This window comes from Sinanaerobacter chloroacetimidivorans (assembly GCF_018128545.1).
Taxonomy (GTDB): Bacteria; Bacillota; Clostridia; order Peptostreptococcales; family Anaerovoracaceae; genus Sinanaerobacter; species Sinanaerobacter chloroacetimidivorans.
Window position 1 is genome coordinate 1 of sequence record NZ_JAGSND010000020.1, and the last position, 12,354, is coordinate 12,354.

Here is a 12,354-nt window from a genome sequence, read left to right on the forward strand (position 1 = left end):
AAGTGAGGTGTTATCTATCTTTTTTCTACTATAATAATCCACTCTTCGGGATAACTATTTCTTCGGTATTATCCTGGTTATCCCGATATCGGGATAACCAGGATTTATCGGTTGCTGGAAAACGCGCCGGACTTCAGGGCGAGCGCTCCGGCCTGTTCATGGAGCAGATTCGTGTCATAAAGGAGTTGAGAGAGCATGACGCAAGAAGAAAGCGGACAGTTGACCCTGTTCGACTTAGACCCAGATATATGGTCTGGGAAAATGTCCCCGGAGCTTTCTCCTCCGCGGGCGGAGAGGACTTCCGCGCGGTGCTTGAGGAAACCTGCAGAATTGTTGACAGTTCCGTTTCTGTACCTCGACCTCCGGGAGGGGCATGGAAGTCTGCTGGGGCCATATTGGGAGATCAATTCTCACTTGCTTGGAGGGTATACGACGCTCAATACTGGTCCGTCCCACAAAGGCGCAAAAGAATCTATCTTGTCGCAGATTTTGGAGGCCACACCGCACCACAAATATTATTTAAGCAAGACAGCCTGTTTGGGGATTCTGCGCCGGGCGAAGAAGCGGGGCAAGGAACTGCCTCCTGTTCTGAAGCAGGCGCTGGAGATCCAAGCGGGAGTTCGTCAGGCAGAATAACGAATACCTGTCCTGTTGCCTTTGCTTGTAACCAGCGTGATGAGGTGCGGAATCTACACGATGTGTCCGGAGCAATCCAGGCGCAGCCGGGCATGAAGCAGCAAACCTTCATCGCCCAACTGCCCAATGAAACTGAAGCGTTCGAGAGCTGCTCCAACATGGTGCCAAGTATTCTGTGCCTGAACGATCAAGGCGGCAACCGCATGGACGTGACGGAAAATATAACGGCAACATTGCGCGCTCAGATGGATGGACACCCTCCGCTCGTGCTGGGCAGCCAGCAGGGCGGCGCGGAAATCTGTGAAAACCTGTGTCCGACCATCACGTCGGCGGCGGGAACCAGCGGAAACAACCAGCCGGTTCTGTTTGAAAACCACGGCATCGATTCCAGATATACCGGTCCCCATGCAGTGGCTCCGACCATGTCCGCACGGTACGGAACAGGCGGAAACAACGTGCCGCTTGTCTCACAAGATGCTGTTCATTCCGAGGATGAATGTGGCGATATGCCACATTCAGAAACCTATTGCATCACCGGAAACATCATCGACCGTCAGGATCACAACGGCGGCAACGGCATGGGCTTCCAGCCGGACATCAGCTATACGCTCAATACCGCAGACCGGCATTGCGTCTTCTCCCAGCAGCGGAGTGACGAATATGTCTCCAACGATGTGGTCAGCACGCAGAGCGCAAGGCAATATAAAGACTCAACCGACCTCGTGTGTGAGATGGACGTCGCCGGACTTGACTGCCGGAACGGTGCGGAAAACGGCGATTTAAGCGGAACGCTCCAGTCCAAAACGGATGGCGGATATTCGCTGAACAACGTGCATCCCGTCCGCATCGGAAAGCTCATTAGGCGGCTCACGCCTCTGGAATGCGAAAGGCTCCAGGGCTTCCCCGATTACTGGACAGGCATCCCCGGCGCCTCGGACAGCTCACGGTATAAAGCCCTTGGCAACAGTGTGGCGATTCCCTGTGTGGAGAATGTTCTCCGGGGAATCGCTTTTTTTATACGAAAATTCAACAAAGAACAGGAGGAATCTGAATGTACATCTACCCCGATAACCTGAAATCCAAGGCGGTGCTGTGGCTGTGGCAGCTCAGAGATATCGGCGTCATCGGCGTCGGTCTTTTGCTTTCTGTGTTTGCACTCGCGCAGCTTAAATTCCTGCCGCCCATCGTCATCACAGCCCTCTATGCCTTTCTGACAATCCGGTTTGAGGATACCAGCATCCTCGACTTTATAAAATACGCCTGCGCTTTCTTCATAACAAAGCAGCAGACCTACGAATGGGGGTACGGAAAACAATGAGCAGAAAAGAAAAAAAGACGGCAAAGCAAAGGCAATGCACCCGGCAGCTCATCAACACCAAGGGCATTACCGATTACAGCCTTTTGACCGCCAGCGGCGATGAGTTGGTGTACTTTATCGTCAAGCCCACCAACATCTCCGTCCTGTCAGAGGAAAGCGTATCGGCGCGAATCTATGCCTTGATGACTGTCCTCAAGGGGATGGCGGAGCTGGAATTCCTGTGCCTGAACAGCCGTGAAAACTTCGAGGACAACAAGCAGTTCCTGAAAAAGCGAATGGAGCAGGAGAACAATCCCGCCGTCCGCAGGCTATTGGAGCATGACCTCCACCACCTTGACCGGATACAGGTGCAGATGGCGACGGCCAGAGAATTCCTCGTAGTCATCCGGCTGAAGGGCGAAAAGGAATCCGAGGTGTTTCCCTATCTGAACCGTATCGAAAAAACCCTGCGGGAGCAGGGCTTCTCCTCCAAGCGTGCGGAACGGGAGGACGTCAAACGCATGCTGGCGATTTACTTTGAGCAAAACGTCACGACGGAGCGCTTTGAGGACTTCGACGGAGAGCGCTGGATTGTATTAGGTGAATGAGAAACCCTTCTTTATCTACTATGTGCCAAAGATTTTTTAATTTAAACAAAAGGCCAACAGCTCCTTGAAAACTGTTGGCCTGAAAGATTTTGCCTTTATTTTAAAGATTTTGCCAGTCCCTCAATTTTTGCTTCTATTGTCTGGATTACTGATATATACTCCGCATCATTTTTGCTGGTCGGGTCAGGCAGCCCCCAATCCTCACGGCGTTTGCAGGGTAGATATGGACATTCTACATTGCAGCCCATCGTTACAACCACATCAACGGGCGGAAGTTCCTCAAGCAGCTTCGGGCGCTGGGCTTGCTCCATATCAATCCCATAAAGTTGCTTCATGAGGCGAACCGCGTCGGGATTGATGCGATCCTTTAGTTCTGTGCCAGCAGAATAGCTTTCAAACGCATCTGCGGCAAAATGTTTCCCTAATGCCTCGGCGATCTGACTGCGGCAGGAGTTATGAACGCAGATAAAGGCAACCTTCGGTTTACTCATACTTAAACCATCCTTTCGTATTGTTCGCAATCCTGACAAGGATCAGCATAACAGGCACCTCAGTAAGAACTCCGACTATTGTGGCAAGCGCGGCGGGTGATGTCGTACCGAAAAGGGATATTGCAACCGCAACTGCCAGTTCAAAGAAGTTCGACGCGCCGATCATCCCGGCAGGAGCAGCTATGTCATAGGGCAGCTTTAATGCCTTGCCTGCAAGATAAGCAATGAAGAAAATCAGGAACGTCTGGATAATCAGCGGGATCGCGATCAACACGATGTGCAGCGGGTTATTAAGGATTACATCACCCTGAAATGAGAAAATGATGACAAGGGTAAGCAATAAGCCCGTAATGGTAATGTTCCCGAACTTCGGGATAAAGCTCTTTTCAAAACAATCTAGCCCGTGCTTTTTTGTGATGTAATTGCGCGTGATTGCCCCGCCCGCCAGAGGAATGACAACAAACAAAACTACCGAGAGAATCAGGGTGGCCCACGGAATCGTCACGCCGCCTACGCCAAGAAGAAACGCGACAATAGGTGTAAAGGCTATTAGGATAATCAGATCGTTCGTAGCCACCTGAACCACTGTGTAGGCGGCATTTCCCTTTGTCAGATGGCTCCAGACGAATACCATGGCCGTACACGGCGCTGCGCCCAGCAAAATAGCTCCGGCCAGATAGTCTTTGGCGAGATCCGCCGGGATCAGTGCCTTAAAGAAAACAAAGAAAAACAGCCACGCGATGCCGAACATAGTAAAAGGCTTAATAAGCCAGTTGGTCACCCATGTGACAAACAAGCCCTTTGGATTTTTGCCTACGTTCTTAATACTTTGGAAATCAACCTTGAGCATCATGGGATAAATCATGAGCCAAATCAGTATGGCAATGGGGATCGACACATTCGCATACTCGAAGCGCCCCAGGAACGCCGGAATGCCCGGAAGAAATTTGCCGATCAGCACACCCACGGCCATGCACAGAATGACCCACAGCGTCAGGTATTTCTCAAAAAAACCAATGCCTGTGTTTTTGCTTTTTTCCATATGATTACCCCCAATATCATCTGACCTTTTGCAGAATCTTGACGACTTCCTCGGTATTAAGGACTTTGCCGTAAGACACTACCTTACCGTCTACGACGAGGGCAGGTGTTGTCATCACACCATATGCGGCAATCTGTGAAAAGTCGGTTACATGGTCGATTGTTGTATCCATACCGAGTTGCTGAAGCGCTGATTTTGTAGCCGCTTCAAGCTGATTACATTTCGCGCAGCCGCTTCCAAGTACCTTGACGCTTGCGCCTTCGATTTTTGCGGTTTCCGCCTTTGCCATACTTTCAGCATCGCAGTTACCGCCACAGCAACAGCTTGAGCTTTCTTCCTTTTTCTTACCTAAGTTAAATAGTGACATATCCGTATTCTCCTTTACTCAAATATTTTTATTAGTTAGCAGCAGTTACCTCCGCAGGAACATCCGGACTTGTTTTTCTTTCCCTTGAAGAAGGTCTTCAAATTGTCCGACAGTTCATACGCGTCACAGGAACATTCATTTTCGGACTGGACAAACACGGCCCGAAGGATGGCTTCGGCAAGCATTTCTTTTGGTGGCACCTCGTAGGTTTTGCCGTTATACTCAAACACTCGGCAATCCACATCGGTTCCGCTGATTTCGCTGCAGCAGCCACAGCTATTCTCTTTAACGGACGTGCAAATATCCCATCCGTTTACCCGGATCGTCGGTGAGGAAAGGAATCGATACCTTTCGGCAAGCTCCAAGGTTTCCATCTTGATTTTGTTGTACTCAACCCCGTAACCGGCAAGTTGCAGGGAAGGGATAAGAATTGTCATGACTTCGTCAAGAACATTATCCGTCCCGATACAACGGTCACAGGTCTGTAAATCAAGATATAAGTATTCAACAACAACCTTTTTATCGGAGACATCATCGCAGCCGCAGGAACAGCAGGGTGTCTCCGGCCCTTTCTCGCCGTTTAGCGGCATCCAGCCGGTATCATCGCCAACATAAGTAATTGCCCCTACCGGACAACGATTACCGCACCCATGACAATGATCGATGCAGGCTTCCGGATTTGTTACAACGGGTGATGGTGCCTTTGCGGAATCATAGACACCGTGAGGGCAATTTGCGATACAGGTGCCGCATTCCGCGCAGGTCAAATAGTCTATAACGGGATACCAAGTTTTTGCCATAAGTTTTCCTCCTATATTATTAATCCTTGAATAGCATTGAAAAAGTAACCTACGATGATGATACCAACAGTGCATATGGCGATGAAGAGTGCCAGCAGCTTTGGCTTTACCGCCTTGCGGAGCATAATCATGGACGGTAGAGACAGCGTGGTAACCGCCATCATAAAGGACAGGATGGAGCCAAGCTGCGCGCCTTTATACAACAAAGCCTCCGCAATCGGGATCGTGCCAAAGATGTCTGCATACATCGGGACGCCGACGAGCGTTGCCAAAACGACACCGAACGGATTTTTGCCGCCGAGAACCGTAGCTACCCATTCTTCAGGAATCCAGTTGTGGATTACCGCGCCGATACCCACGCCAATCAGAATATACGGAAACACTTTCTTAAAAGTGGAAAGCATCTGTTCTTTGGCGTAAATCAGGCGGTCTTTTTTTGTCAGGTCGGGCGATTCAATATCCACACCGCTTGCGGTCATTATGAAGCTTTCAACGTATTTTTCCATATGTAGCTTTTCAATGATCGTACCGCCAACGACCGCGACGATCAGCCCGACGACAACGTAGATGATAGCCACCTTTGCGCCGAAGATGCTCATCAGCAGGAGCAGAGAACCGAGATCCACCATTGGGGAGGAAATTAGAAAAGAAAAAGTGACTCCGACTGGCAGGCCCGCGGATGTGAAACCGATGAACAGCGGAATGGAAGAACAGGAACAAAACGGCGTCACCGTACCCAGGAGCGCCGCGACACAGTTGGCCCATATGCCATGAAAGCGTCCAAGTATTCTTTTACTGCGTTCCGGCGGAAAGTAGCTTTGGATGTAGCTGATCAGAAAGATTAGGAAGCACAACAGCACCGTGATTTTTATCACATCGTAGAGAAAAAACTGGATGCTCCCAATCCAGCGGCTGTTCAAATCAAGTCCCATTACCGACAAGCTACCGCCGATCAGATCGTCCAGCCATTTCATTCCAAGTATTTGACCCTGAAAAAAGTCCCAAATTGCTTTTAATATTTGCATACCATATAAAACCTCACTCTCGAATAAAGGACAATCATATCAAAAAAAATTGATGTATTCCGCCCGTAAAAAGCCATCTCTTTGATGGCTTTTACGCTTTGCAGCAGGTTTCTTCTTCCGTAACTGCGTTCGGTGTTGTCAGTTCCTCCAGTAAATCCCCGGTATAGGCGCTGCCCTTTTCACTGATTTTGTAGTGCGTCCATTTGCCTTCCTGTCGGCTCTCCACAACGCCCGATTCAACCAAGATCTTCATATGATAGGAAAGTCCTGACTGCCCAAGGTCCAATTGTTCCAATAAAACGCAGGCACATTTTTCGCCGCCGCGCAGCAACTCAAGTATCCTCAAGCGTTTTTCGTCGCAGAACGCCTTGAACACCTTCGCGTGTTCCTCATAGATCGTTGCCAAAACATCACCTCATATCAAGAATATTTGATATGTTATCAGTTTATGCGTCAAATCAAATTTTGTCAATATGAAATCAGAAAGAATGAAATTAGAAAGAAGGGAATCAGAATGATTACCAAGCAGAAAATCAGTGCGGTAGAGGATGCTCGTGTTCAGGAATTCCTCGACATGATTGCCCCATCCATCATCAAATTCAACACTGACCATTTCATCTGCGGCAACACCTACCGTTCGGTATGGGCGCTGCGGGAGTACCCGACCGCCACCGAGGAACAGGCCATCTTACGCCACCTTGGTGAAAAGGACGGCGTAACCCTGCACATCTACACCCGGCATGTGAGTCCTGTTGAAGAACGAAAAATCATTTCAAACGCTGCCAATAAGAACCGGATGCAGAGAAGCAGCACTCAGGATTTACAGCAGACGGTTACGGCGGAAAGCAATCTGCAGGACGTGGCGACCATCGTCGCACAGATGCATCGGAGCAAGGAGCCGCTCCTTCACGCGGCTGTTTACATCGAGCTGTCTGCTCACGATGCCGACCAACTGAAGCTCCTGCAGACCGAGGTGCTGACCGAGTTGGTGCGGAGCAAGCTCAACGTGGATAGGCTCCTCCTCCGTCAGCAGCAGGGCTTTATTTCTGTCATGCCCTCCGGCTGGAACGTGTTCGGCGATCAGTTTGAACGGGTGCTGCCCGCAAGCTCGGTCGCCAACCTTTATCCCTTCAACTACAGCGGCAAGACAGACCCCAACGGCTTCTGCCTCGGCAGGGACAAATTCGGCAGCAATATCCTCGTGGATTTTAACCGGAGAGCTGATGACAAGACCAACGCCAACATACTCATCCTTGGCAACTCCGGTCAGGGCAAGAGCTATTTGCTAAAGCTCATTCTCTGCAATCTCAGGGAATCCGGCATGAGAATCATCTGCCTTGACCCCGAAATGGAGTTTGAGGATCTCACCAACAACCTGGGCGGATGCTTTATCGACCTGATGACCGGAGAGTACATCATCAATGTCCTGGAGCCAAAGACCTGGGACGAGGCCGGTGACCCAAGGGATACTGAAGCGCCCCAGGCGTTCCGGCAGACATCCAAGCTCAGTCAGCACATTAGCTTTCTAAAGGATTTTTTCAGAACCTACAAAGACTTTGATGACCGCCAGATCGACACCATTGAGATCATGCTGGGCAAGCTCTATGAAAAATGGAGCATTACCGATTACAGCAATTTCGACCGCCTGAAGCCTGACGATTACCCCATCCTGTCCGACCTGTACGGGCTGATTGAGGAAGAATACAAGACCTTTGACGAAAGCCGCCGCCAGCTTTATACGGCGGATACCCTGCGGGAAATCTGCCTTGGGCTCCATTCTCTGTGCAAAGGTGCGGAGTCAAAATTCTTTAACGGGTACACCAATATAAAGAACAGCGAGTTCGTGACCTTTGGCGTCAAGGGGCTTCTGCAGGCCAGCAAAAATCTGAGAAACGCCCTGCTGTTCAATGTGCTGTCCTACATGAGCAACGAGCTTCTAACCACCGGCAATACCGCCGCCAGCATCGACGAGTTCTATCTGTTCCTCTCCAACCTGACCGCCGTGGAATATGTCCGGAATTTTATGAAACGTGTCAGGAAGAAAGACAGCGCCGTGATCCTCTCCTCGCAGAATCTGGAGGACTTCAATCTGGAGGGCATCAGGGAGTATACCAAGCCGCTGTTCTCCATTCCGGCTCACGCCTTTCTGTTCAACGCCGGCAACATCGACAAGCATTTCTATATGGATTCCCTGCAGCTGGAGGAATCGGAATATAACCTTATCCGGTATCCCCAGCGGGGCGTATGCCTGTATAAGTGCGGAAACGAGCGGTATAACCTTGTGGTTCAGGCTCCGGAGCATAAGGCTGCGCTCTTTGGAAAGGCAGGTGGCCGATGAGGAAGGGGGTGATTAATCATGGACATGAAGGAGCAGCGCTTTGGCATTGAGATTGAAATGACGGGCTTGACCCGTCAGCATGCCGCACAGGTTCTGTCTGAATATTTCGGGCGGCCTACCAATTTTGACGGCGGCTATTACGGAGAATATTCCGTGCTGGACAGCCAGAGCCGCCGCTGGAAGGTCATGAGTGACGGCAGCATAACCACAGAAAGAAAAGAAGGGCGGCGCATCGTGGCGGCAGATAATACCTACAGCGTGGAGCTGGTCAGTCCCATATGCCGCTATGAGGACATTGAGGTCATACAGGAGCTTGTGCGTAAGCTGCGTGAGGCCGGAATGCGGGTAAACAAATCCTGCGGCATCCATATTCACATGGATGCCTCGCCCCACAATGCCAATACCCTGCGGAACATCACAAACATCATGGCCTCCAAGGAGGATCTGATCTACAAGGCAATGCAGGTGGAGGTGGCGAGAGAGCGGCAGTATTGCAAAAAGGTGGAGCAGAGCTTTCTGGAGGAATTGAACCGGAAAAAGCCCCGGACGCTGGACGAGGTCAGCCGGATCTGGTATCACGGCAACGACGGACGCCGGGAGCATTACCACAACAGCCGGTATCACTGCCTGAACCTTCACAGCGTGTTCCAGAAGGGTACTGTTGAGTTCCGGCTCTTTAATTCCACCACTCACGCAGGAAAAATCAAGGCGTACATCCAGCTCTGCCTCGCCATCTCAGCCCAGGCTCTGAACCAGCGGTGCGCCAGCCGCCAGAAAACACACAGCACCAACGAGAAATATACCTTCCGCACCTGGCTCCTGCGGCTGGGACTTATCGGCGATGAATTCAAGACCGCCCGGCTTCATCTGCTGGAGCATCTCGACGGATGCATTGCCTGGAAGGACCCGGCGCAGGCGCTCCAGCAAAAGGAACGATTAAGGCAGAAAAAAGAAAAAGAGCTGGCGGAAGCGGCTCAAGCGGCGGAACAGCAGGAGCAGACAACTGAAAACGAACAGGAACAGGCCGGGGTGGCAGACGAAAGCCCCGGCCTTTCCATGTCAATGTAGCAAGGAGGAATGAAGAAATATGAAACCCGAAACCCTGTATATCGCCTACGGCAGCAACCTGAATCTGCCGCAGATGGCGTTCCGCTGCCCGACCGCCAAGGTGGTCGGCGCCAGCGAAATCAAGGATTATGAGCTGCTGTTCAGGGGCGGACGGAAAAGCTCAGTCGCAACTGTGGAACCGCTTAAAGGCTCCAGCGTCCCTGTTCTCCTGTGGAAGCTGAAGGAGCGCGACCTGCAGGCTCTCGACCGCTATGAGGGATTTCCGTCCTTTTACCGCAAGGAAATACTGCCCGTAGAGCTGAAGGGCAAGATGATCCCCGCCATGGTCTACATCATGAACGACGGGCATCCCTTCGGTTCACCTTCGGATTATTACCTCGACACCATCATGGAGGGGTATAAGGCGGCAGGCTTTGACACGGAATTTCTGGAGCAGGCCGTGGAGAAGTCCATCCGTCTGGCGAAAGAGCAGCAGGAACGGGAGCCGGATCAGGGCACGCTGTTCGACATGAAATGGTGGTGATCAGCAATGGCAGATCCCGCAACCATAGCCATGGCGGTCAAAGCCGCCGTTGCACTCGCCACCGACAAGCGGACGTGGAAAACAATCGGCGTGGTCATAACTTCCATCCTGATGCCCATCATCCTGATCGTCATAATGATCGCAAGCATCCTCTCGGCAGGCTCCGACCACAACAAAGCCGCTATCGATCTGTCTTTTAACGGCGGCAATATTCCTGCGGCCATGCCTGCCGAATACGCCTTGCACATCAGTGAAATGAACGGATGCTTCACTGTTCTGGACAAAGCCATATCCGAGGCTGAAGCCCGGATGGAGGGCGGCGCTTTGGACAATATCCGCATCAAGTCCATTTTTTATTCTCTGAATTTCGGCGCTGAAAATCTGTCCTTATCCGCAGCCAAAGCCCGCAACTTTGTCGATTGCTTCGTTACCGCCGAGGATGGCTCTGCTGTTCCCGCCAGCCTGGAAACCGCATATCAAAGGTTGTTCCGGCTGGGATTCGCGGTGACCTCCGAGGTCAAAGCCAACGCTCAGAAAATTTATGAAAGAATTGCATTCGGCGGCGCGGGGCTGTTCACCGGCGAGATTGAACGCGGCGGTACAGGGAGTACCGTACTGGATATCTCCGCATTCACAGACCCGGCGACCAAGAACAATCTGGATCTAGCCGCCTATGCCGAACAAGCCTTTGAAGCCGGCTGGGGTTATGTCTGGGGTACATACGGCGACATCCTCACGGATTCGCTGTTCAGTTCCAAGCTGGAGCAATACCCTGACGGCATCGGCAACTACGAGGAATTCATCCGAAGCAACTGGCTCGGCGGCAGGACAACGGACTGTGTCGGACTGATAAAAGGTTACGGCTGGCTTGATCCTGAAACCTTGGAAATCGAATATGGAACCAACGGCATGCCGGATATCGGCGCCGACAGCATGTATAACAGCGCGGAGATTTCCGGTCCGATGGATACCATGCCCGACATCCCCGGCATCGCTGTTTGGAAGTCAGGTCACATCGGAATCTATGTCGGAAACGGCAAGGTAATCGAAGCCATGGGCACCAAGTACGGTGTTGTCAAAACCAATCTCATCGACCGTTCATGGTCGGCGTGGCTCGAAATTCCCTATATCAACTACAATACAGGAGAGTGAAAATCATGTTGAATTTAAGAGCAATCCTTGAACGAAAGGCCAGCGATTACCCTACATGGGACTGCGTAATCGAAAAAATCGTCGAGCTTCCCGAAGCCGAATACGAGCATTTCAAAACGGCTCCCCTCCGTGATATGCCATTCATTGCCGAGAGCACCGACCTCATGTACCGGGACCCAAACGGCATATACCACTGCCTGCTGGTGCTGGGAGAAGGCTGTTCGGACGGCGTCCTGATCGAAGCGGAGGGATACAACTACGCCAGATACTCCAGCTTTATACCAGGGGCGCGTGAATTTGTGACCGCGCGCCTGAACCAGCTGGCCGACCAAATCATCCGTGAGAGTACGCAAAGCACTTCCAACGGAACGTGGTCGATTTATTTCGACGAGATACAGGAACGTTATCATGTTCCCGTTTCGGAGAACAACGGCATCGGCTCCATGCTTAAAAATATCCTTGAAGCAAGGCCGGAGATGGCGGAGCTTGAACCCATGGAGGACGGCTTCGACATGGTGTTTTATCTGGATTACTGCCCGAACCTTGATGAAAAAGAAAAGCTCTCACCCGATATGCAAATGAATTTATAAGGAGGAAAACGAAAATGAGTACAACCGAATTAAAGGTCCCTTTCCCCTCGGAGCGGCTAAACGCCCTCCGTTTTTTCATGGAGAAGAAGGATCAAACCATCGAACAGGAGCTGAAGGATTACCTCAACAAGACCTATGAACGGCTGGTTCCTCTCAATGTCCGTGAATATGTTGAGAGCCGTTTGGAGCTGGAAACGGCTCAGGAACAGGCTGCAGAGTCGCAGCAGACTTCCGCTTCAGGAGAGAATCAGACTCCCGCTCCGAGAGAACGGCAGCCTCGTCAATCCCGCCGTCAGCGTGAGCAGGCGGCGACCGAAGCGCCTTCCGCTCCGGAGGCTCAGTCAGAGGCTGAAGCCCCTGCCGAGGAAGAAGCGCAGGGCATGACCATGAGCATGTAAACTGCAGAAAAGAAAGAAG

16 protein-coding genes and 1 pseudogene are annotated in these 12,354 nt (G+C 51.4%); 10 read left to right on the plus strand and 7 right to left on the minus strand.

Annotated features, from left to right (window positions below; all coding sequences use genetic code 11):
- Positions 1-158: 158 nt before the first annotated feature.
- A pseudogene (locus tag KCX82_RS23440) lies at positions 159-260 on the plus strand (hypothetical protein); the annotation flags it as partial.
- Between the two features lie 429 nt (positions 261-689).
- Here KCX82_RS23440 and KCX82_RS23445 read toward each other — a convergent pair.
- Positions 690-1,043: a hypothetical protein gene (locus tag KCX82_RS23445; protein ID WP_465250691.1), complete on the minus strand. Its 354-nt coding sequence runs from the start codon at positions 1,041-1,043 to the stop codon at positions 690-692.
- A gap of 15 nt (positions 1,044-1,058) precedes the next feature.
- On the opposite strand from KCX82_RS23445, the gene KCX82_RS23450 reads away from it, so the two are divergent.
- Genes KCX82_RS23450 through KCX82_RS19490 form a run of 3 tightly spaced genes read left to right on the plus strand, consistent with a single transcriptional unit; the run spans position 1,059 to position 2,541 of the window.
- Entirely contained in the window at positions 1,059-1,712 is a 654-nt protein-coding gene (locus tag KCX82_RS23450) for a DNA cytosine methyltransferase (RefSeq protein ID WP_465250690.1), read from the plus strand.
- A complete protein-coding gene (locus KCX82_RS19485; RefSeq protein WP_227020155.1) occupies positions 1,688-1,954 on the plus strand; it encodes a hypothetical protein in 267 nt (88 codons plus the stop codon). Before KCX82_RS23450 ends, KCX82_RS19485 begins: the two co-directional genes overlap by 25 nt.
- Entirely contained in the window at positions 1,951-2,541 is a 591-nt protein-coding gene (locus KCX82_RS19490; protein WP_227020156.1) for a hypothetical protein, read from the plus strand. Before KCX82_RS19485 ends, KCX82_RS19490 begins: the two co-directional genes overlap by 4 nt.
- Before the next feature lie 95 nt (positions 2,542-2,636).
- Here the strand turns inward: KCX82_RS19490 and KCX82_RS19495 are convergent, their stop codons facing one another.
- The 6 genes from KCX82_RS19495 to KCX82_RS19520 form a co-directional block, all read right to left on the minus strand.
- Complete coding sequence (locus tag KCX82_RS19495) at positions 2,637-3,032, minus strand: arsenate reductase ArsC (protein WP_227020157.1); 396 nt, start codon at positions 3,030-3,032, stop codon at positions 2,637-2,639.
- On the minus strand, positions 3,025-4,074 hold the full coding sequence (gene arsB, locus KCX82_RS19500) for an ACR3 family arsenite efflux transporter (RefSeq protein WP_227020158.1): 1,050 nt from the start codon (positions 4,072-4,074) through the stop codon (positions 3,025-3,027). The genes KCX82_RS19495 and arsB overlap by 8 nt, the downstream gene beginning before the upstream one ends.
- A 16-nt stretch (positions 4,075-4,090) precedes the next feature.
- Entirely contained in the window at positions 4,091-4,441 is a 351-nt protein-coding gene (locus KCX82_RS19505) for a thioredoxin family protein (RefSeq protein ID WP_227020159.1), read from the minus strand.
- Between the two features lie 35 nt (positions 4,442-4,476).
- Positions 4,477-5,241: a DUF2703 domain-containing protein gene (locus tag KCX82_RS19510; protein WP_227020160.1), complete on the minus strand. Its 765-nt coding sequence runs from the start codon at positions 5,239-5,241 to the stop codon at positions 4,477-4,479.
- 11 nt (positions 5,242-5,252) lie between these two features.
- The gene (locus KCX82_RS19515; RefSeq protein ID WP_465250685.1) at positions 5,253-6,215 is read right to left on the minus strand and encodes a permease; all 963 of its coding nucleotides are present in this window, start codon (positions 6,213-6,215) and stop codon (positions 5,253-5,255) included.
- A gap of 142 nt (positions 6,216-6,357) precedes the next feature.
- Positions 6,358-6,672: an ArsR/SmtB family transcription factor gene (locus KCX82_RS19520; protein ID WP_227020162.1), complete on the minus strand. Its 315-nt coding sequence runs from the start codon at positions 6,670-6,672 to the stop codon at positions 6,358-6,360.
- A 24-nt stretch (positions 6,673-6,696) separates the two neighbouring features.
- On the opposite strand from KCX82_RS19520, the gene KCX82_RS19525 reads away from it, so the two are divergent.
- From KCX82_RS19525 to KCX82_RS19550, 6 genes are read left to right on the plus strand one after another with little or no spacing between them, the layout of a single operon-like run.
- On the plus strand, positions 6,697-8,604 hold the full coding sequence (locus tag KCX82_RS19525; RefSeq protein WP_465250686.1) for a VirB4 family type IV secretion system protein: 1,908 nt from the start codon (positions 6,697-6,699) through the stop codon (positions 8,602-8,604).
- A gap of 18 nt (positions 8,605-8,622) precedes the next feature.
- Positions 8,623-9,672, plus strand: a complete 1,050-nt coding sequence (locus tag KCX82_RS19530) for an amidoligase family protein (RefSeq protein WP_227020163.1) — start codon at positions 8,623-8,625, stop codon at positions 9,670-9,672.
- Between the two features lie 19 nt (positions 9,673-9,691).
- Positions 9,692-10,195 carry a gamma-glutamylcyclotransferase family protein gene (locus tag KCX82_RS19535; RefSeq protein ID WP_227020164.1) on the plus strand — a complete coding sequence of 168 codons (504 nt, stop codon included), beginning with the start codon at positions 9,692-9,694 and terminating at the stop codon, positions 10,193-10,195.
- A 6-nt stretch (positions 10,196-10,201) separates the two neighbouring features.
- A complete protein-coding gene (locus tag KCX82_RS19540; protein ID WP_227020165.1) occupies positions 10,202-11,347 on the plus strand; it encodes a hypothetical protein in 1,146 nt (381 codons plus the stop codon).
- Positions 11,348-11,352: 5 nt separating this feature from the next.
- Positions 11,353-11,937 carry a DUF6329 domain-containing protein gene (locus KCX82_RS19545; RefSeq protein ID WP_227020166.1) on the plus strand — a complete coding sequence of 195 codons (585 nt, stop codon included), beginning with the start codon at positions 11,353-11,355 and terminating at the stop codon, positions 11,935-11,937.
- Between the two features lie 14 nt (positions 11,938-11,951).
- The gene (locus KCX82_RS19550; RefSeq protein WP_227020167.1) at positions 11,952-12,335 is read left to right on the plus strand and encodes a DUF6103 family protein; all 384 of its coding nucleotides are present in this window, start codon (positions 11,952-11,954) and stop codon (positions 12,333-12,335) included.
- The last annotated feature ends 19 nt before the right edge of the window (positions 12,336-12,354 follow it).

Bases quoted from the DNA above. Each gene is read 5' to 3' on its own strand.
- KCX82_RS19540 (WP_227020165.1), top strand. From the start codon at position 10,202: ATGGCAGATCCCGCAACCATAGCCATGGCGGTCAAAGCCGCCGTTGCA.
- KCX82_RS23450 (WP_465250690.1), top strand. From the start codon at position 1,059: ATGTCCGCACGGTACGGAACAGGCGGAAACAACGTGCCGCTTGTCTCA.
- KCX82_RS19510 (WP_227020160.1), bottom strand. From the start codon at position 5,241: ATGGCAAAAACTTGGTATCCCGTTATAGACTATTTGACCTGCGCGGAA.
- KCX82_RS19545 (WP_227020166.1), top strand. From the start codon at position 11,353: ATGTTGAATTTAAGAGCAATCCTTGAACGAAAGGCCAGCGATTACCCT.
- KCX82_RS19485 (WP_227020155.1), top strand. From the start codon at position 1,688: ATGTACATCTACCCCGATAACCTGAAATCCAAGGCGGTGCTGTGGCTG.
- KCX82_RS19515 (WP_465250685.1), bottom strand. From the start codon at position 6,215: ATGAAATGGCTGGACGATCTGATCGGCGGTAGCTTGTCGGTAATGGGA.
- KCX82_RS19495 (WP_227020157.1), bottom strand. From the start codon at position 3,032: ATGAGTAAACCGAAGGTTGCCTTTATCTGCGTTCATAACTCCTGCCGC.
- arsB (WP_227020158.1), bottom strand. From the start codon at position 4,074: ATGGAAAAAAGCAAAAACACAGGCATTGGTTTTTTTGAGAAATACCTG.
- KCX82_RS19535 (WP_227020164.1), top strand. From the start codon at position 9,692: ATGAAACCCGAAACCCTGTATATCGCCTACGGCAGCAACCTGAATCTG.
- KCX82_RS19530 (WP_227020163.1), top strand. From the start codon at position 8,623: ATGGACATGAAGGAGCAGCGCTTTGGCATTGAGATTGAAATGACGGGC.
- KCX82_RS19490 (WP_227020156.1), top strand. From the start codon at position 1,951: ATGAGCAGAAAAGAAAAAAAGACGGCAAAGCAAAGGCAATGCACCCGG.
- KCX82_RS19550 (WP_227020167.1), top strand. From the start codon at position 11,952: ATGAGTACAACCGAATTAAAGGTCCCTTTCCCCTCGGAGCGGCTAAAC.
- KCX82_RS23445 (WP_465250691.1), bottom strand. From the start codon at position 1,043: ATGGGGACCGGTATATCTGGAATCGATGCCGTGGTTTTCAAACAGAAC.
- KCX82_RS19505 (WP_227020159.1), bottom strand. From the start codon at position 4,441: ATGTCACTATTTAACTTAGGTAAGAAAAAGGAAGAAAGCTCAAGCTGT.